Annotated in this window: 18 protein-coding genes; 9 read left to right on the top strand and 9 right to left on the bottom strand. The window is 72.1% G+C overall.

Annotated elements, in window-relative coordinates; translation table 11 throughout:
* Positions 1 to 22: 22 nt before the first annotated feature.
* Positions 23 to 628 carry a LemA family protein gene (locus ABZT49_RS15880; protein WP_109974161.1) on the bottom strand — a complete coding sequence of 202 codons (606 nt, stop codon included), beginning with the start codon at positions 626 to 628 and terminating at the stop codon, positions 23 to 25.
* 195 nt (positions 629 to 823) lie between these two features.
* On the opposite strand from ABZT49_RS15880, the gene ABZT49_RS15875 reads away from it, so the two are divergent.
* Positions 824 to 1,798 (top strand): hypothetical protein, encoded by a 975-nt coding sequence (locus ABZT49_RS15875; protein WP_355286966.1) that lies wholly within the window; start codon positions 824 to 826, stop codon positions 1,796 to 1,798.
* Positions 1,799 to 1,865: 67 nt separating this feature from the next.
* Here ABZT49_RS15875 and trpS read toward each other — a convergent pair whose 3' ends face one another.
* The 3 genes from trpS to ABZT49_RS15860 all read right to left on the bottom strand — a co-directional run bounded on the left by trpS (position 1,866) and on the right by ABZT49_RS15860 (position 5,370).
* A complete protein-coding gene (gene trpS, locus ABZT49_RS15870) occupies positions 1,866 to 2,882 on the bottom strand; it encodes a tryptophan--tRNA ligase (protein ID WP_355286964.1) in 1,017 nt (338 codons plus the stop codon).
* A gap of 194 nt (positions 2,883 to 3,076) precedes the next feature.
* Positions 3,077 to 4,054 (bottom strand): amidoligase family protein, encoded by a 978-nt coding sequence (locus ABZT49_RS15865; protein WP_355286962.1) that lies wholly within the window; start codon positions 4,052 to 4,054, stop codon positions 3,077 to 3,079.
* 41 nt (positions 4,055 to 4,095) lie between these two features.
* Positions 4,096 to 5,370 carry an adenylate/guanylate cyclase domain-containing protein gene (locus ABZT49_RS15860; RefSeq protein WP_355286961.1) on the bottom strand — a complete coding sequence of 425 codons (1,275 nt, stop codon included), beginning with the start codon at positions 5,368 to 5,370 and terminating at the stop codon, positions 4,096 to 4,098.
* A 293-nt stretch (positions 5,371 to 5,663) separates the two neighbouring features.
* Here ABZT49_RS15860 and ABZT49_RS15855 point away from each other — a divergent pair, with 293 nt between their 5' ends.
* Both ABZT49_RS15855 and ABZT49_RS15850 read left to right on the top strand, forming a co-directional pair.
* Positions 5,664 to 6,098, top strand: a complete 435-nt coding sequence (locus ABZT49_RS15855; protein ID WP_355286959.1) for a CopG family transcriptional regulator — start codon at positions 5,664 to 5,666, stop codon at positions 6,096 to 6,098.
* A gap of 93 nt (positions 6,099 to 6,191) precedes the next feature.
* Positions 6,192 to 7,502 (top strand): PHB depolymerase family esterase, encoded by a 1,311-nt coding sequence (locus ABZT49_RS15850; protein ID WP_355286958.1) that lies wholly within the window; start codon positions 6,192 to 6,194, stop codon positions 7,500 to 7,502.
* Between the two features lie 18 nt (positions 7,503 to 7,520).
* Here ABZT49_RS15850 and ABZT49_RS15845 read toward each other — a convergent pair whose 3' ends face one another.
* The 3 genes from ABZT49_RS15845 to ABZT49_RS15835 all read right to left on the bottom strand — a co-directional run bounded on the left by ABZT49_RS15845 (position 7,521) and on the right by ABZT49_RS15835 (position 11,487).
* Positions 7,521 to 9,101, bottom strand: a complete 1,581-nt coding sequence (locus tag ABZT49_RS15845; protein WP_355287004.1) for an iron ABC transporter permease — start codon at positions 9,099 to 9,101, stop codon at positions 7,521 to 7,523.
* A gap of 191 nt (positions 9,102 to 9,292) precedes the next feature.
* Complete coding sequence (locus ABZT49_RS15840) at positions 9,293 to 10,306, bottom strand: extracellular solute-binding protein (RefSeq protein WP_355287002.1); 1,014 nt, start codon at positions 10,304 to 10,306, stop codon at positions 9,293 to 9,295.
* Between the two features lie 110 nt (positions 10,307 to 10,416).
* Positions 10,417 to 11,487, bottom strand: coding sequence for an ABC transporter ATP-binding protein (locus ABZT49_RS15835; protein ID WP_355286956.1), 1,071 nt, complete (start codon positions 11,485 to 11,487; stop codon positions 10,417 to 10,419).
* Between the two features lie 215 nt (positions 11,488 to 11,702).
* Here ABZT49_RS15835 and ABZT49_RS15830 point away from each other — a divergent pair, with 215 nt between their 5' ends.
* Entirely contained in the window at positions 11,703 to 12,119 is a 417-nt protein-coding gene (locus ABZT49_RS15830; protein WP_109974169.1) for a hypothetical protein, read from the top strand.
* A gap of 13 nt (positions 12,120 to 12,132) precedes the next feature.
* Here ABZT49_RS15830 and ABZT49_RS15825 read toward each other — a convergent pair whose 3' ends face one another.
* Positions 12,133 to 12,891, bottom strand: coding sequence for a hypothetical protein (locus tag ABZT49_RS15825; RefSeq protein ID WP_355286954.1), 759 nt, complete (start codon positions 12,889 to 12,891; stop codon positions 12,133 to 12,135).
* 430 nt (positions 12,892 to 13,321) lie between these two features.
* Between ABZT49_RS15825 and ABZT49_RS15820 the strand changes: the two genes are divergently transcribed.
* The 3 genes from ABZT49_RS15820 to ABZT49_RS15810 are packed head-to-tail and all read left to right on the top strand — an operon-like array spanning position 13,322 to position 16,168.
* The gene (locus ABZT49_RS15820) at positions 13,322 to 15,073 is read left to right on the top strand and encodes a glycosyltransferase family 39 protein (RefSeq protein WP_355286953.1); all 1,752 of its coding nucleotides are present in this window, start codon (positions 13,322 to 13,324) and stop codon (positions 15,071 to 15,073) included.
* A gap of 29 nt (positions 15,074 to 15,102) precedes the next feature.
* Positions 15,103 to 15,837 (top strand): glycosyltransferase family 2 protein, encoded by a 735-nt coding sequence (locus ABZT49_RS15815; RefSeq protein WP_355287000.1) that lies wholly within the window; start codon positions 15,103 to 15,105, stop codon positions 15,835 to 15,837.
* A gap of 4 nt (positions 15,838 to 15,841) precedes the next feature.
* Positions 15,842 to 16,168 (top strand): lipid-A-disaccharide synthase N-terminal domain-containing protein, encoded by a 327-nt coding sequence (locus ABZT49_RS15810; protein WP_355286952.1) that lies wholly within the window; start codon positions 15,842 to 15,844, stop codon positions 16,166 to 16,168.
* Between the two features lie 163 nt (positions 16,169 to 16,331).
* On the opposite strand, the gene ABZT49_RS15805 is transcribed toward ABZT49_RS15810, so the two are convergent.
* On the bottom strand, positions 16,332 to 16,772 hold the full coding sequence (locus tag ABZT49_RS15805; RefSeq protein ID WP_355286951.1) for a PRC-barrel domain-containing protein: 441 nt from the start codon (positions 16,770 to 16,772) through the stop codon (positions 16,332 to 16,334).
* 188 nt (positions 16,773 to 16,960) lie between these two features.
* On the opposite strand from ABZT49_RS15805, the gene ABZT49_RS15800 reads away from it, so the two are divergent.
* Both ABZT49_RS15800 and lipA read left to right on the top strand, forming a co-directional pair.
* The gene (locus tag ABZT49_RS15800) at positions 16,961 to 17,248 is read left to right on the top strand and encodes a GlsB/YeaQ/YmgE family stress response membrane protein (RefSeq protein WP_093564910.1); all 288 of its coding nucleotides are present in this window, start codon (positions 16,961 to 16,963) and stop codon (positions 17,246 to 17,248) included.
* Positions 17,249 to 17,452: 204 nt separating this feature from the next.
* Entirely contained in the window at positions 17,453 to 18,415 is a 963-nt protein-coding gene (gene lipA, locus ABZT49_RS15795) for a lipoyl synthase (RefSeq protein WP_093564912.1), read from the top strand.
* Positions 18,416 to 18,418 lie beyond the last annotated feature (3 nt).

Here is an 18,418-nt window from a genome sequence, read left to right as displayed (position 1 = left end):
ATCCGCTTCGTCGGAAAATGCTCTAGAACTTCACGTTCGGCGGGCGGCTGGCGTCGGGCGTGGCGGTGAAGGCCTCCATGGGCTTGGCCTCCGGGTAGAGGGTTGAGGCGATCCAGCGGCCCGGGATGGTGCGGATCTCGGTGTTGTAGGCCTGCACCGCCTGGATGTAGTCGCGCCGCGCCACCGCGATGCGGTTCTCGGTGCCCTCGAGCTGCGATTGCAGGGCGAGGAAGTTGGCGTTCGACTTCAGGTCGGGATAGCGCTCGACGGTGACGAGGAGCCGGCCGAGCGCCCCGGAGAGCTGGTTCTGGGCGTCCTGGAACTCGCGGAACTTCTGCGGGTCGCTCACCGTCGAGGCGTCGACCTTGACCGAGGTCGCCTTGGCGCGGGCCTCGGTGACCTGCACCAGCACGTCCTTCTCCTGCTGGGCGTAGCCCTTCACGGTCTCGACGAGGTTGGGGATCAGGTCGGCGCGGCGCTGGTACTGGTTCTGCACCTCGCCCCAGCGCGACTTCGCGGCCTCCTCCAGGGTCGGCACCCGGTTGACCGCGTCGCAGGCCGACAGGGTGGTGGCGAGGCCGAGCGCCAGGACGAGGAGGCGCAGGCGGCCGAGGAACGGTGCGGTCATGGTGGCTTTGGCTCCTGGTCCGGGAGCGGCGCCTCCCGGCGCCGCGAGCGTTGCCGTGGTCAGATAGGCGGCATTCCGCCGCGGACCAGCGGGGCGGGGCGGCCTTGAGGCGAGTATCCGGGCGGTCCGCTTGGTGCGGCGGCGCTCCAGCGTTATGCCCTGGCCGCGGCCGGTGCGGGCCGATTCGGGACCGGCATGGCGAAGCGAGCGGCCACGGCGAAGACGGTGACGGCGGCCAAGCGCGTTCCGGCCAAGCCGACCCTGGCGGAGCGGCTTCCAGCGCTCGGAGTCGCGGAGCCCGGGCCGGCGGGCCAGCCGCCCTCGGCGACCTCCCTGTGGCGCGAGGCCCGCAACGGGGCCGCCCGGGCGCGGCTGGAAAAGTCCCTGCCGGTGGTGTTCCCGCTGCCCGTGCTGCGCCACGCCCTGTCGCGGCCCCTGGTGCCGCCGACGCCGCGGCTCGCTGTCGAGAGCTACTGGCGCCACCACATCCTGCGGGCCGACCGGCTGGCGCGGGCACTCGCCGCCGCCTCCGGCCAGCCGGAGGGCTGGACCTGGCGCCTCGGCAGCTGGCGCCCCGACGACCGGCGCCTCGACCCGGCCGGGGCGGATCTCTCCGAGAAGGACTTGTCCGAGCAGGGCTTGGCGTTCAGCTTCCGGATGCCGCCGGCGCCGTTCCGCGAGACGCCCTACGCCCTGGGCAAGGGGCATTGCTGCATCTGCGGCCAGCCGGTCTACCGCTTCGGCTGGCACCGCGACCTGTGGGGGGCGGGTACGCCCAACCGCAACGCCGCGTGGCACGCCGCCTGCGTCGCCGCCTGGAAGCTCTGGACCGCCCCCAGCGACCACGTGAAGGAGCTGAAGCGCCGCCAGGGCCATCGCTGCGCCCAGTCCGGCAAGCGCCTGCTGCGCACTGCCGAGGTCGACCACCGGGTGCCGCTCTACCGGATCTGGCGCGAGGAGCGGGCGCGGCCCTGGCCCGAGCTCCTCGGCTACTGGGGCCTGCCGAACCTCCAAGTGGTCAACCGGGCGGTCCACGCCGACAAATGCGCCGCCGAGGCCAGCGAGCGGGCGAGCGCGCGCCGGGCGGGCGGTGCGGCGGACGAGGACCGTCCGGCCTCGCCCGATCTCGTCCGGGCGTGGGATCCCCTGTCCCAGGCGGGAGAGGGATGAGCGGATCCCGGCCGCGCCCCGGGATGGCCCGGAGCGGGCGGACTACCGTCTCGCGCAGCAGGTCCCGTCAGAGCCGGAACAGTCCCAGCGCGTCCTGCACCGCGTCCCGCGTGGCGGCGGTGACGGTTCTCGCCCGCGCGGTGCCGGTGCGCAGCACGTCCATCACGAGATCCGGATCGCGGGCGATCCCGGCCCGCCGCTCGCGGATCGGCCCGAGGAGGTCGCGCAGCACGCCCGCGAGGCGCTCCTTGAGCGCGGCATCGCCGAGGCCGCCGCGGCGGTAATGCGCCTTCAGCGCCGCGACCGCCTCCGGATCGGGGTCGAAGGCGTCGAGATAGGTGAAGACCACGTTGCCCTCGACCCGGCCCGGATCGCTGGCGCGCAGGTGGCCGGGATCGGTGTACATCCGCCGGACCGCCGCCGCGATCTCAGGCTCCGAGACCGAGAGCGGCACCGCGTTGCCGCCCGACTTGCTCATCTTCGCCCGGCCGTCGACGCCGGGCAGCCGGCCGACCTCGGGGATCAGCGCCCGCGCCTCGGGCAGGAGATCGTACCCGACCTGACGGTTGAGGCGGCGGACGATCTCGTTGGTCTGCTCGATCAAGGGCGCCTGGTCCTCGCCGACCGGCACCAGGGTCGCGCGGAACGCCGTGATGTCGGCGGCCTGGGCGGCGGGGTAGCACAGGAAGCCCGCCGGGATGTCGCGGCCGAAGCCGCGGGCCTGGATCTCGTCCTTGATCGTCGGGTTGCGCTCCAGCTGGGCCACCGTGACGACGTTCAGGTAGAGCAGGGTCAGCTCGGCCAGGGCCGGCAGGGCCGATTGCACGCAGATCGTCGTGACCGCCGGGTCGATGCCGACCGCGAGATAGTCGGTCGCGACCTCGATCACGTTGCGGGCGATCCGGGCGGGGTCGTGGGCGTTGTCGGTCAGCGCCTGCGCGTCGGCGAGGAGCAGGTACTGGCGGTGGCTGTGCTGCAACGCCACGCGGTTGCGCAGCGAGCCGGCATAGTGGCCGAGATGCAGCGGACCGGTGGTGCGGTCGCCGGTGAGGATGACGGGTTGGGACGGCGCTTCGACGGGCATGGGGGCTCTCCGGAGGATGAGCCGCCGCGCCGAAGGGAGCCGGAATACCAATGACCGTGCCCACCGGACGGCGGCATCGGTCGTGACAGGATGAACGACGGCCGCTTCCTCAGAGGAAGCGCCACCAGCAGGTCGCGAGAGGGGAGCGGTGGTCGGTCATCACCGTCACGCTCTACGCTCCGGCGGGGCTCCGCTCAAGCGGGATCGGGGCTTGCTGCCTGCGGAGCATTCTCCTCCGCCAGCTCCTCCACCCCGACCCACAGGTTCCAGGCCGGGGCCAGGCTCCAGCCCGCGAGCCCGACATGGGCCTGCGGCATCCGGTAATGCAGCACCGGGCGCGGGCTCACCTTCTCGTCCGGCGGCAGGGCCGCCCGCACCCCGGCCTCGTCGCGGTGGGCGAGGATCGGCAGCATGTCGAGGCCGCGGTGGCGGGTCGGGTTGTCGGCGAGGTAGTCGCGGGCGAGCGCGTCGAGGTCGGGCCGGTAGCCCGGATCGAGCACCCGCGCGACGTAAGGCGCGGGGAAGGGCGGCGGCAGGCCGCGGGCGGCCAGGAACCCGCCCGCGGCGGTCGCCCGGCGCAAATCCGGCTCGCGCCGCAGATAGGCGCGGAGCAGGCCCGTGAGGGTGGCGGCGTCGAGGTCCGGCGGCTCGACGTTGAAGTGGAGCCCGAGGGAGCCGAGCAGCACCGCCCCGCGCCCCCGCCCGCCGGCGCCGTGCAAGAGGGCGGCGAGGCGGTCGACCTCCGGCAGGCGGTCGAAGGCGAGGGGGCCGGTGATCGCCTCGCGCGGCACCACCGGCCCGAGGAAGGCCGCCAGCGTCCGTCCCGCGGCGCGGACCGGCAGGCCGGGCCCTGCGCCTTGCCCTGAACCTTGCCCAGAACCTTGCTTCGAGACCCGGCGCTGCGGATGGGCGGCGCGCAGGTCGAGCTCGACCCGGATGTCGCCAAGCGACGTCCCCTCGACCCGGAAGGCGTGCGGATCCTCCTCGGCGACGCGCCCGCCGAGGCCGGCGGCGAGCGCCGTGGCGGCGACCCGGGCCGGGGGGCCCATGAACTCGATCTCGACGCCGACGCGGCGCGGCGTCCCGTCGGCCCGCAGGGGCCGGGGCGGCCGGCGGAACGCGGCACTCGGAGACTCGGCCCTCGAAGACTCGGCCATGGGAGACTCGACCATGGACCTCTCCAACCCGCGAAACTCGGTCATCTGGGTTTCACTCACGACGCCACGGTCAGAGGAACGGGTTCGAGGCCGAACAGGTCCGGGCAATCCTCCTCGCCCGGGCGGCGCGGCAGGCGGCGGGCCGGCGGCGCGGCGGGGCCGAGGAGCCGCATCACCCGCTTCGAGACCGCGACCGGCAGGTTCTCGCGCTTGGCCCGGGCCTCGACCCGGGCGAGCGCGTTCATCGCCGGGCCGAGCACGGTGAACTCGGCCCGCAAGCCGTCGTCGAGCACCCCCACCAGCACCTCGCCGGCATGGAGCGAGGCGGTCAGCGCCAGCGGCGGCAGGTCCTGGCGCCGGCGGGCCTCGTTCATCGCCCGCATCCGGACCTCGATCTCCCGCACGCAGGCGAGCGCCGCCGCGGCTTGCGCGGCCGGCGCACCGTCGACGAACTGGGCCAGCACCCCGTCGCCGACATACTTGTCGACGAGGCCGCCATGCGCGGTGACCGCCTCGTGGGCGAGCGCCCGCACCGCCAGCAGCCAGTCGAGCACCCGGGCCTCGCCCCAGCGCCGGGTGAGGGCGGAGAAGCCCCGGATGTCGAGGGCGAGCAGGCAGGCATGGCGCGGCTGGAGCGCCGTCGGCCCGTCGCGCCGCACGAGGTCGATGCCGGCGGGCACGAAGCGCGCCAGGGTCGCCCGCTCGTGCTCCAGGCGCAGCATCGTCGCCACGCCCCGGCGCAGGCGCAGCGACCCCTCGATCACGAAGGCGCCCGCGACCAGGAAGGACAGGAGGCCGAAGATGTTGGGTCCCGCCGGCGGCAGGCCGAGGCGGGGTTCGAGCAGGCCGAGGCCGAGCGCCCCGGACCACACCCCGGCGACGAGCGCGACGAACACGGCGGTGTGGCGCGGCCGCAGGGTCAGGCCGGATTCGAGCAGCAGCAGGAAGGCCGGCAGCCGGCTCGCCAGGGTGCCGGGCTCGTCAGCGGCGTCGGCCGCCGCCATCATGTATTCGAGCACGATGTAGGCGGCGAGCGCCGCGTCGAGCAAGGTCGTGATCCAGGCCAGGCGCTCGCTGTTGCGCCGCCGTGCCGTGGCGGCGAGCCAGAGCGAGGAGGCCGCGTAGCCGGCGAGGATGAACCAGTGGCTGCCGGCATGCAGCGCGCCGTCGCTGAGAAGGGCCGAGACCGCCAGCACTCCCAGCATCACCAGCCGCATCGCGAGCACGCGGGTGGCCGTGCCCGCCGCGAGACCGGCGGCGAGGCCGGTCTCGTCCCCGGCAGGGCCGGGCGCCGCGCCGCGGTCGGGCGGGTTCGGATGGGGTCTGCTCATGCGGTGCCGATCATGGGAAGCTAGTCTTGAGGCCTTGAGCCGTCCGGCAAGGTCGAGCCTTCCCGCGAGGTGACGCCCTCCTGCAAGGTCAAGCCTTTACGTGGGGTGCCGGGCTGCGTCGAGGCAAGATGGTCGTTCGCTGAGCCTCGGCGAAGCCCCCGGATGGTCCGGGTCGCGACGCCGCCGGCGCCCCGGGCCGGACGGCCAGGCGTTCCGCCCGGCGCCACGCCCTTGCGGAGTCCGACGCCCCATACCATCTCCAGACCATCCGGTTGGATGGTCTGGAGATGGCAATGGCCGAGAACGTGCACGAGTTGCGGCCCAAGGGGCCGGGCCCCAAGCTGCCCGACAGCGAGAAGGTCACGGTCAATCTCGGCTTCGTCGATCTCGGCCGCATCGACCTGATGGTGCGGGACGGGTTCTACGCCAACCGGGCCGACTTCATCCGCACGGCGGTCCGCAACCAGCTCGACCGGCAGGACGAGGCGTTGCGCCAGTCGGTGGCGCGCCGGCAGCTCAGCCTCGGGCTCACCGCCATCACGCGGGCCGAGCTGGAGGCGGCGCGGGATGCGGGCACCCCGCTCAGCATCCAGGTCCTCGGGCTCGCCAGCATCGCCGACGACGTGACGCCGGAGCTCGCCCGCGCGGCCATCGCGTCGATCCACGTGCTCGGCGCCTTCCACGCCAGCGCCGCCGTCAAGGCGGCGCTGGCCGACCGCATCGTCTGACCCCTTTTCTCGCACAGGATCCCGATCATGAGCGCATTCAGGAATTTTCCCCCGGGCGGATCTTTTGCAGGCGGGCTCGGAGCCACCGTCGACATGGCCGAGGTGACCCGCCTCACCCGCGCCGGCCGGCTGACCGAGGCCGTGGCGCTGATCCAGGGCCGTCCGGTCCCGGCCGAGCCCGCCCAAGCGCCGGCCTCCCCCGCGCGCGCGGGGGAGGCCACGGAGTCCGCGATCGACCTCGTGGCCCCGGCCGAGCCGGGCGGCGCCTGGACGGTCGCGGGGGAGGCCGGCGCGCCGGAGGCGTCCGATCCGCCGCGAGACAGGCATGAAGCCTTTCAGGGCATGCCCGAGGCCATGCCGGGCGTATCCGAGGCCCTGCGGGGCATGTCCGACGCCCTGCGCGATCTGCCGGAGGCCCTGAAGACCTTCCGCCCGCCGGCCGGCCTGACCGGCCTGCTGCGCGAGGGCGCCTTCGACGGCTTGTCCGGCAACCTGGCCGGCGGTCTGGCGACCGGCCTCGGCGAGGGCCTGAAGCCCCGCCGTCCGGTGCCGGTGCCGGAGGGCGCGCGGTTCGAGGAGCGCAGCTTCACCAGCGCCGCCGGCAGCCGGACCTACAAGGTCTACGTGCCGGCCGGCCGGGAGGGCCAGGCGTTACCGGTCGTGGTGATGCTGCACGGTTGCACCCAGGACCCCGACGACTTCGCCCTGGGCACGCGGATGAACGACCTCGCCGAGGCGCGAGGCGCGATCGTGGTCTATCCGCGCCAGGAGCGCTCGGCCAACGCACAGAAATGCTGGAACTGGTTCCAGCCCGGCGACCAGGGCCGTGGCGCCGGCGAGCCGGCGCTGATCGCCGGGATCGCGAAGGCCGTGGTCGAGGAGTTCGGGGCCGATCCGACCCGGGTCTACGTCGCCGGGCTCTCGGCCGGCGGCGCGGCGGCGGCGATCCTGGCCGCGACCTATCCGGACGTGTTCGCGGCGGCCGGCATCCATTCGGGCCTCGCCTGCGGCGCGGCCCGGGACATGCCCTCGGCCTTCGCGGCGATGGGGCAGGGCGGCGCCGCCCCGCCGCGTCCGGGCGCGACCGTGCCGACCATCGTCTTCCACGGCGACGGCGACCGGACCGTGAATCCGATCAACGGCGAGCGGGTCGTGGCCCAGGCGCTGCCGGGGGCGCCGCTGCGGGAGACCGTGACGCGGGGCGAGGCGCCGGGCGGGATCGCCTATACGCGCCGGATCCACGCCGATGCCGCGGGGCGGGGAATGGTGGAATCGTGGGTGCTGCACGGGGCCGGCCACGCCTGGTCCGGCGGCAGCCCGGACGGCTCCTACACAGAGCCGCGCGGGCCCGATGCCAGCGCCGAGATGCTGCGGTTCTTCCTGGAGCATCCGCGCCAAGCCTGAGCCTCACAAGCCTGAGCCTCACGCCTTCGGCGTCGAGACCCGCAGCAGCAGCGCGACCGGCAGCAGCCCGACCGCGACGATCAGGAGGGCGGCGACCGCGCCGTCCTCGTAGGTGCCCCGGGCGGCCTCGCCGTAGAGGTGAGTCGCCAGGGTCTCGACGTTGAGCGGGCGCAGGATCAGGGTCGCGGGCAGTTCCTTGACGCAATCGACGAAGACCAGGAGGGCGCCGCCCAGGATCGCCGGCCAGGTCAGCGGCAGGTGGATCTGCGCCAGGGCGCCGGCAGGTCCCCGGCCGAGCACACGGGCGGCGTCGCCGAGGGAGCGCGGCACCCGGGCGAGGCCCGCCTCGCTGCTGCCGGCGGTGACCGCGAGGAAGCGCACCACGTAGGCGTAGACCAGAGCCGCCCCGGTGCCGAGGCCCATCGCGGCGAGCGGAACACCGACGAGCGCCCGGCTCACCCCGTCGAGCAGCCCGTCGAGGGCGGCGAGCGGCGGCAAGAGGCCGATCGCCAGGATCGCGCCCGGCACCGCGTAGCCGAAGGTGGCGCAGCGCAGGAGCCCTTCGCGCCAGCGCCCGCCGAGCAGCCGCGGGCCCGCCGCCACGACGAGGCCGAGAGCCGTGGCGATGAAGGTCGCTAAGCCGGCATAGAGCAGGGTGTTGAGGCTCTCCGACAGGATCGCCCCGGACAGGCCGGCGAAGTGGAGGCGCTTGCCCGCCTCGACCGCGAGGTAGCCCGCCGGCGCCAGGAAGCCGAGGGCGACCGGCACGAGGCCGAGACCCAAAGCCGCCAGCGCCGCCGGGCCGGCCAGGACCTTGCGCACCATCCGCCGCGGGCGCTGCGCCGCCCCGGCATAGCCGCGCCCGCGCCGGGCCCGGCGCTCGACCGCGATCAGGCCGAGGCAGGCGGCGAGCATCACGAGCGCGAGGCCGGCGGCGCCCGGCAGGTCGGAGCGGTTGACCCAGGTGTCGTAGATCGAGACCGTGAGGGTGCGGACTCCCAGAAATTCCGCCGCCCCGATGTCGTTGAGCGCCTCGAGCAGGGCGAGGCTGGCGCCGAGCGCGATGGCGGGGCGCGCCAGCGGCAGGGCGACCCGGAGGAAGACCGAGGCCGGCCCGGCCCCGAGGCTGCGCCCGGCCTCGACCAGGGTCGCCGACTGCATCAGGAACAGCGCCCGGGTCGGCAGGTAGACGTAAGGGTAGAGCACGAAGCCGAGGAGCAGGATGCAGCCCGGCAGCGAGCGCAGGTCGGGCAGGATCAGGTCGCGCGGACGGGCATAGCCGAGGAGGGCGCGGATCGCGCCCTGCACCGGGCCGACCGGGTGGAGCAGGTCGAGATAGGCGTAGGCCCCGATATAGGTCGGCACGGCGAGCGGCAGCAGCAGCGCCCAGTCGAGCAGGCGCCGGCCCGGAAACTCGTAGGCCGCGACGAGCCAGGCCGCCCCGGTGCCGACCGCCACGACGACGATCCCGACGCCGGCGAGCAGCAGGCCGGTCTCGACGAGGGCCGGGGGCAGGACGTGGGCGAGGAGGTGGGGCCAGAGCCCGCCCGAGCCCTGCAGCGCCTCGACGCCGAGGGCCGCGACCGGGGCGAGGACCAGGAGGGCGGTGAGGCCGGCGGCGAGCGTCCAGGCCCGGAGCCAGGGGCTGCGCGCGCGCGGGGCCGCGGCGGGGCGCGGTCGGGGAGGCCGCGCGGTCTGGCGAGCGGCTGCCGGCGGGCGCGACGGCACGAAGGCTCTTCCCTCCACGGCGGCTCCGCTTGTCCTGGGCGATGGCGGGACGGCGGCGGCCGTTACCGGTCGAACCCGACCTTGTCGACGAGCAGGCTCGCCGCCTTGCGGTTGCGGGCGATCTCGACGAGGGAGGTGGTGTCGACCTTGAGCGGGCCGAGGGCGGAGAGCAGCGGGTCGACCGCGACGCCGGGCTTCACCGGGTACTCGTAATCGGCCTTGGCGTAGAGGCCTTGAGCCTCGTCCGAGGCGAGGTATTCGAGCAGCTTGACGGCGTTGTCGCGGTTCGGGGCGGACTTGGCCACCACCGCGCCCGAGACGTTGACGTGGGTGCCGCCGCCCTGGAAGGTCGGCAGCACCACTTGGATGCCCTCGCCCCACTTCTTCTGCTCCGGGCCGCCCCGGCCGCTGCGCATCAGGCCGACATAGTAGGAATTGCCCAGGCCGATGTCGCAGAGGTCGGCGACGATGTCGCGGGCGACGTCGCGGTCGCCGCCGCCGGCCTTGCGGGCGAGGTTGTCTTTCAGCCCGCGCAGCCAGGCCTCGGTCTTGGCCTCGCCGTGCTTGACCAGGTAGGCGGCGATCAAGGCGGTGTTGTAGGGGTGCTGGCCCGCGCGCAGGCAGACCTTGCCCTTCCATTTCGGGTCGGCGAGGTCCTCGTAGGTCAGCCCGGCGAGGTCGCGCAGATCCGGATCGGCGTAGGCCACCCGGGCGCGGGTCGAGAGGGCGAACCAGCGGCCTTCCGCATCGCGCAAGTTCGCGGGGATCGCCGCCTCGAGGGCGGGCGAGCGCACCGGCTGGGCGAGGTCGCGGTCGACGAGCTCGATCAGATTGCCGATATCGACCGTCATCACCACGTCGGCGGCGGAGCGGGCGCCCTCGGCGGCGATGCGCTCGGCCAGGCCCTTGTCGACGAACACCGTGTTGACCTTCACGCCGCTCGCCTTGGTGAAGGCGTCGAGGAGGGGGCGGATCAGGCCGGGCTCGCGGGTGGTGTAGAGGTTCACCTCGCTCTCGGCATAAGCCGGGGCCGCGAGGGCGGCGAGACCGAAGAGGGCGAGCGCGGTGCGTGACAGGGACAAGGAGCGTCTCCCGGGAATGGCACCCTCTTGAGAAGCAAACCCGAAACAAAAGCAAGCGCGTTAGATTTTAGTTGTTTCAATGTAAAGCGGTCCGGATCTGCCGGTCACGCCGCTTCCTCCTCGGGCAGGACCAGCACCGCGTCCGGCACCAGCGTCACCCCGACGGCGTCGCCCGGCCCGTAGGGGCCCGAGCCGGGGAGGCGGGCCCGCAGCGGCCCCTCGACGCCCGGCACCCCGAGATGCAGCACGCTCGCCGCCCCCAGGAAGGTGCGGCGCGTGACCTGGGCCGGCATGCCCTCGCCGGGACGCCCGACCCGCAACGCCTCGGGCCGCAGGCAGACCCGGACCGCCGCGCCCTCGGGCAGGTGGAGAGCGGGCACGCTCCCGAGCGGCGTCCCGGCCCGGCCGGCCTCGATCCGGGCCGGGATCTCGGCCGCGTCGGCGAGGAAGCGGGCGGCGAACAGGCTCTCCGGGCGGCGGTACAGGGCCTCGCCGGTGGCGACCTGGACGATGCGGCCGCGGCGCATCAGGGCGATGCGGGTCGCGACCGCGAGCGCCTCCTCGGGATCGTGCGTCACCATCAGGGCGGTGGTGCCGGTGCGGCGCAGGAGCGCCACCGTGTCCTCCCGCACCCGGTCGCGCATGCGCCGGTCGAGGTTGGAGAACGGCTCGTCGAGGAGGAGCAGCCGCGGCCCGGGCGCCAGCGCCCGCACCAGGGCCACGCGCTGCTGCTCGCCCCCCGACAGGGTCTGGGGATAGGCACCGGCCCGGTCCGAGAGCCCGACCTGCTCCAGGAGTTCGTCGGCCGCCTCGCGGGTGGTGGCCGGCTGGCCCTTGAGACCGAAGCGGATGTTCTCCCGGACGGTCAGGTGGGGGAAGAGAGCATAATCCTGGAACATCAGCCCGACGCCGCGGGCCTCCGGCGGCAAAGCCGCCCCCTCGCCGGCGACGAGGCGCCCGTCGAGCCGCACCGTGCCGGAATCCGGCGCCTCGAGCCCGGCCACCACCCGCAGGAGCGTGCTCTTGCCGCAGCCCGAATCGCCGAGCAGCGCCATCACCTCGCCGGGCCGCAGGGTGAGCGAGACCCCCGCCAGGGCCTGCACCCGGCCGAAGCGGCAGGCCAGGTCCTCCACCGCCAGGGCGGGCGCCGGGCGGGACGGGGCCGGTTCGGTCATCGCGGGATTCCTCGGCGGGCGTGTCGGGGCGTCGCGCTCATACACGGGCCGGCGGGGGTGGGCGAGAGCGGGGGCAAGAGTGGGCGTATGCACCGATCCGGCACGGGGTGCGCCGCCACAGGGTCAATCGGGCGTTAAGCCGATTCGTCGAATCCTCCGTATCGCCGCGGCCCCGACGGGAGCCGACAGGCTGTGTCGCGAAGGGTATCGGGCGTATGCGTAACCTGTCGGGCGAGAGGAGCGCCGTCGAGGGCGGCACCGTGGTGGCGTTCCGGCGCAAGGAGCGGCCGGCCCGCACGGATCACGGCCTCGATCACGAGCTCGCCCCCAGCCCCCGGGTCGCCGCCGCGCGGCGCGACCAGCGCAGCCTGATGGATACGGTCTACGAGGCCGGCACCCTGCCGGTGGCCGCGGGCGACCGGGAGACCAAGCTCCTGGCCTCGCGCCTGCTCGTCTACGGCTTCCTCACCATCGACGAGGTCGGCGAGGACGGCGCCACCCGTTCCTTGCGCCCCTCCGAGGCCGTGCGCGCCGGCCGCGAGCGCCCCTGGCGCCTGTCGCGGGCCTCGCGCGGGGTCAGCCTGTCGGTGCCGATCCCGGCCCTGGATGGGTTCCTGTTCGAGAGGGCGTGACCCGAACCGCCGGCTACGAGATCCGATCGAGCGCGTCGCAGCGCGTGCTACGATCCGGCGATGGCCGACCCGCCTCCGACATGGTGCGATTTGAAGGTCGCGGCTGGTAATATAACCGCCCTGATTGGGCATCAGCATCGGCTGGCACCGGCCGAACCTGACAAGGACGCCGAGCGAGAAAGCTCCGCACGCGCCGCCAAAGACCGGACCAAAAGCCACCACCTCTGATTCCCATAACATCATTGCCGAGGCATGTCATGAGATCCGTATAAGCCTCCTCGTGCCTCTTATAGTTCAATCCGTAATCCGCAAATTCCGCCTCCCATCGAAAATCGTATTTGCTTCCCATATGCTGCTCAATATGCTCTCGATCGATAATCAGCTTAGCAACGACCCCCGGACCATTGAATTCCTTGAAGTACGTATCGACAAAGCGACGATAAGCAGAATATGTTGATTGAGACAATATATATCTAAACATATTGAAGTCTCGATCGACTTCGCGCTTTATGGTAATAATGCTTGATGGAGTGAGGCTGTGCCAATCGCCCACCGCGCGATAGAAACAAAATATCCTATTTAAGTTGGTCGCGACATCGTCGTAAAACTTCATTCTCCGCTTAACGAGTTCTTGATTGAGCTGCTTTCGCTTTTCAATGCTGATACCGATCATCACGTACACAAAAGCGAACGTGCTGCCCGCAAATGCCGCTATAATCGGTACAGATATCCTATACAGATCGTACCAATCAGTACCAGTATTAGCTGCCATCGACACGTCCCTTGCGCATAAGGGCATCATAATATCATCAAGCGGTCGGTATGAAGACGAATCAGAACAAGGTCAAGATCACGCGTGAAATCTAGATCTTACAGACTAAAATAGCAATAAACTTAATACTTGTTATATTATGACCGTATAGTCTGCCGACCATACAGAAGGATGCTGCGCTTTTTATGAGTCTATCGGCGCTTCAATACAAAAATCGATAAATGTCGCAGTCAATTCAATCCGTCTCGTTGTGAGAGGGCGACCCTGTCGGGCATCGCGGTTTCGGCCATGGCAGGGCGAGCGCGGGCCCCGCCCCGAAAAATTGACATTCCCACCCGGATCACCGACACGGGCGCCCGCCGCGACCGGCGCCGGTCGGGCGGCCCGGCCAAGGCCCTGGGCGTCGGGTTCCCCGGTTCGGAGCAGTGCATTGACGAGCCTTGCCGCCGGGCGCCGCCCCGGCCGCGCCGCCTCCGTGGGCCTTCTCGCGGAGCGCCTCCTCGATCTCGGGGCGCGCAGCCACGGGGTGGCCTGCGCGCTGCTCGTCGTCCTGTCGCTGATCTGTTTTCTGCCGGGCTTCGCCTCGCTCCAGCCGATGGACCGGGACGAGCCGCGCTTCGCCCAGGCCTCGAAGCAGATGCTCGAATCGGGCGACCTCGTCGACATCCGCTTCCAGGGCGAGGCCCGGCACAAGAAGCCGGTCGGCATCTACTGGGCGCAGAGCGCGGTCGTCGCCGCCGGCGAGGCGCTCGGCGTGCCGGGCGCCCGCACCGCCATCTGGCTCTATCGCATCCCGTCGCTCCTCGGCGCCGTCGCCACGGTGCTGCTGAGCTACTGGGCCGCGCTCGCCTTCCTGCCGCGGCGCGGGGCCTTCCTCGCGGCCGCCCTTGTCGGCGCCTCCGTCATGCTCTCGGCCGAGGCGCGGCTCGCCAAGACCGACGCGCTGCTCACCGCCTGCGCGGTCGCCGCCATGGGGGGGCTCGCTCGGGCCTGGCTCACCCGCGCGACCGCCCTCCGGTTGCCGAACACCACCGTCCTGACCTTCTGGCTCGCGGTTGCCGTCGGCATCCTGGTCAAGGGCCCGATGGTGCCGCTCTTCGCCGGCCTCGCGGCGCTCAGCCTCTCGGTCTTCGCGCGTTCCGGTGCCTGGCTGAAGGCGCTGCGGCCGGGCCTCGGCCTCGTCCTGGTGCTGGCCCTGGTGGCGCCGTGGTTCGTCGCGATCACGCTCAAGAGCGGCGGCGCCTTCTACGGCGAGGCGGTCGGCCACGACATGCTCGGCAAGGTCGGCACCGCCCAGACCCAGCACTGGGCGCCGCCCGGCACCTATCTGCTGGTCATCTTCGCCACCTTCTGGCCGGCGGCGGCCTTCGCGGCGATGGCCTTGCCCTTCGCCTGGACGAACCGGCGGGAGGATGGGGTCGCCTTCCTGATCGCCTGGGTGCTGCCGTCCTGGCTGGTCTTCGAGGCGGTGCCGACCAAGCTGCCGCACTACGTGCTGCCGCTCTGCACCGCCCTCGCGATCCTGGCGGTGACGGCGGTTGCCCGCGGGGCGGTGCACCGCGACCGGCCGGGCGCGCGATGGGTGGCGCTGCTGGTGCCGTTCATCCCCGTCGGCCTGACGGTCGGCCTGTGCATCGCCGCCTGGCGCCTCGACCGGACGATCCCGTGGGCGGGGCTGCCGCTCCTTCTGGCGGCGAGCGCGGTGGCGGTCCTGGCCTGGCGCGCCTTCGTCGACGGTTTCCCCGAGAGGGCGCTCGCCGTCGCGGTGCTCGCCGGGGCGCTGCTGGGCCCGGCAGTGTTCGGGCTCACCCAGCCGGCCTTGCACGCCCTCAAGGTCTCGCCGCGCCTCGCGGCCCTGCGCGACGCGCTGCCCTGCGCGAGCCCGAAGGTCGGCACGCTCGGCTACCGCGAGCCGAGCCTGGTCTTCCTGATCGGCACCGACCTCGCGATGCTCGATTCCGCAGAGGAAGCCGCCGCCTTCCTCCGGCAGGGCGGCTGCCGCCTCGTCTACGTCGAGGACCGCTTCGCCCCGGCGTTCGCGGCCGCGCAGGCGGCCGGCGCCGCGCAAGCGGCCGGCACGGCGGAGGCCGGAGCCCCGCCCCAGCCCGTCGGCCGCGTGACGGGCTTCAACATCAATGGCGGCAAGCCAGTCGGTCTGTCGGCCTATGCGGTGACGCCGTGATCCAGACCCAGCAAGAGAGCCCGAACGCCATGCCGGATCCGGAGGCGATCCGCCTCAGCGTCGTGGTGCCGGTGAAGAACGAGGCCGGCAACATCGCGCCCCTCGTCGCCGAGGTCGCGGCCGCCTGCGCGCCCTTGCGCCCGTTCGAGATCGTCTACGTCGACGACGGCTCGACCGACGCGACCCCGGCCGCCCTGGCGGAGGCGAAAGCGCGCCATCCGGAACTGCGGGTGCTGCGCCACCGCGAGAGCTGCGGCCAGAGCGCGGCGGTGCGCACCGGTGTGCTGGCGGCCCGGGGCGAGCTGGTCGCGACCCTCGACGGCGACGGCCAGAACGACCCCGCCTTCATCCCGGCGCTCGTCGCCGCGCTCACCGCGGCCGGGCCGGAGGCGGGACTGGCGCAAGGCCAGCGGGTCGGCCGCAAGGACGGGCGGCGCAAGATGATCCAGTCGCGCATCGCCAACGGGGTGCGCGGCCGCATCCTCAAGGACGCGACGCGGGATACCGGCTGCGGCCTCAAGGTCTTCCGCCGGGCGGTCTACCTGCGCCTGCCCTATTTCGACGCGCTCCACCGCTTCATGCCGGCCCTCGTCGCCCGCGAAGGTTTTTCCGTCGTCCATGCCGACGTGGTCGACCGGCCGCGCCTCACCGGGCACTCGAATTACGGCCTGTTCGACCGGCTCTGGGTCGGCATCCTCGACCTCGCCGGGGTGTGGTGGCTGATCCGCCGCCGGCGCCGGGTGCCGCAGGTCGAGACGGAGTAGCCCGATGGTCGCCGACATCATGCACGGGCTCAGCGCCTATTTCTGGTCGCTGTTCACCGGCCCGATCGACCTCGTGCTGATGGTCGGCCTCGTCGGGCAGGGGCTGTTCACCGCCCGCTTCCTGGTGCAGTGGATCGCCAGCGAGAAGGCGGGGCGCAGCGTGATCCCGCTCTCGTTCTGGTTCCTGTCGCTCGGCGGCTCGGCGGTGCTGCTCGGCTACGCGCTCTACCGGCGCGACCCGGTCTTCATCCTCGGCCAGAGCCTCGGCACGGTGATCTACCTGCGCAACCTCGCCCTGGTGTTCCGCGAGCGGCGGGCGGGGGCGAAGTAGCCGGAGCGCTCGGAACCCCTGTCAGCCTCTACGGAATTGATACCCACAGGGTCATCCCGGGGCCGCGAGGCGGAGCCCGGGATGACGCGGAGGATGTCAGCTCTGCCGAGCGAGAAGAAGACGCTCGAAGAGGCGCCCCGGTTTTCCGGGGCGCCGCAAGCCATCAGCCCTTCTTCTTGTACTCGAAGGCCGGGGCCTTGTTCAGCTCGTCCTTGGTGGTGGCGACGCTCGCCTTCCAGCCGTCGCCGTCGCGGACCAGGGTCACGCTCTCGGGGCTGACCGCGACGTAGCGCTCGCCGATGCCGAGGAAGCCGCCGACGCCGAGGACCACCGCCTGTACGGTCTTGCCGTCGACGATCACGAGGTCGGCGATGTCGCCGATCGACTCGTTCTGGGCGTTGGTGACCTTGGTGCCGAGGATGCGCGAGGTCACCGCCGCGGCGGGCGCGAGGGTGATGAACTGCACCGTGGCGGTCTTGACCTGCTGGGTCGTCATCGCGCTGGTCTCCGGCTGCGTCGCGGTCGGGGCCGCGGCGGACTGGGCCAGGGCAGGCCCGCAGGCGAGCAGGAGGGCGGCCGTCGCGAGGGCGGTCTTCAGCGTCATGGGACAGATCTCTCCGGGGGAGGCCCGCGCGTGGGGCGGTGCGGGCCCGCTCCCAGAACGGCCCCGCGCCGGCGGGGTTCCGCATCGTCAGGTTTCACGGTGAGTGATACGCGGCGGGTGCAACACGGCCACGCCGACCCCATCTAGGAGCTTGGCGGCCGCGCAGGGCGGCGCGACAGGGGAACACCATGGACGGTCACGTGTACGGAGCGCTCGGTCAGCCGGGCGTCGGCTTCCTGATGGCCATCGTCATCGGGGCGCTGGCGGGCTGGCTGGCGGAGCGGTTCATGAATTCCAACATGGGCCTGCTCGGCAACATCGTGCTCGGCATCATCGGCGGCGTGGTCGGCAACTTCCTGGCGGCGCAGTTCCACATCCCGATCTTCGGGTTCTGGCGCAACCTTTTCTCCGCCACCATCGGGGCGGTCATCATCATCGCGGTGGTGCGGGCGGTCCGGGGCGAGCGGCGCTACTGACCCGTAGAACCCGTTGCGCGACGGCAAGCCGGCACGCGTGTGCCGGGCGCCTTCGCAGACATGCGAAGGCACAAGGAGGACGCGCCGCGCGGCGGCGCGTCACGCCCCATTTGCCCCGGGGCCCCGGACATCTTAAGTCACGGAGGCGCCGCGAGGGGTTCGCGGGCGCTCTTCGTCTCGAAACCCCTTGCCGTTCCGGATCCCATGGCCGTCGTCCTCGATCTCCTGCGCAACGACCAGCGTCCCCGTCACCCGGAGAAGGCGCACCGGCCCGACCAGCCGATCCTGCGCAAGCCAGACTGGATCCGCGTCAAGGCGCCGGGCTCGCCGAAATGGGCCGAGACCCAGGCCATCGTACGCGAGAACAAGCTCGTGACGGTGTGCGAGGAGGCCGGCTGCCCCAATATCGGCGAGTGCTGGGAGAAGAAGCACGCCACCTTCATGATCATGGGGGATACCTGCACCCGGGCCTGCGCGTTCTGCAACGTGCGCACCGGAATGCCGGAGGCCCTCGACCTGGCCGAGCCCGAGCGGGTGGCGGAGGCGGTGGCCAAGCTCGGCCTGCACCACGTCGTCATCACCTCGGTCGACCGCGACGACCTGAAGGACGGGGGCGCGGCGCACTTCGCCGCGGTGATCGGCGCGATCCGGCGCCTGAGCCCCACCACCACCGTCGAGATCCTGACCCCCGACTTCCTGCGCAAGGACGGCGCCCTGGAGGTCGTGGTGGCGGCCCGCCCCGACGTGTTCAACCACAACCTCGAGACCGTGCCGTCGAAGTACCTGACGGTGCGCCCCGGCGCCCGCTACTTCCACTCGATCCGCCTGCTGCAGCGGGTCAAGGAGCTCGATCCGACCATCTTCACCAAGTCCGGGATCATGGTGGGCTTAGGGGAGGAGCGCAACGAGGTGCTCCAGCTGATGGACGACCTACGCTCGGCCGAGGTCGACTTCCTGACAATCGGGCAATACCTGCAGCCGACGAAGAAGCACCATCCGGTCCTGTCCTTCGTGACGCCGGACGCGTTCAAGGCCTACGAGACCACGGCCTACGCCAAGGGCTTCCTGCTCGTCTCGGCGACGCCGCTCACCCGCTCCTCCCACCATGCCGGCGAGGATTTCGCCCGGCTCAAGCAGGCCCGGCTCGACCGGCTGGGGACCGTCTGACCC

The sequence above is a fragment of the Methylobacterium sp. EM32 genome (assembly GCF_040593685.1).
In the GTDB taxonomy this organism is placed as follows: Bacteria; Pseudomonadota; Alphaproteobacteria; order Rhizobiales; family Beijerinckiaceae; genus Methylobacterium.
The sequence above is the reverse complement of the archived record's forward strand: the minus strand, read 5'-3'. Positions and strand labels throughout refer to the sequence as shown.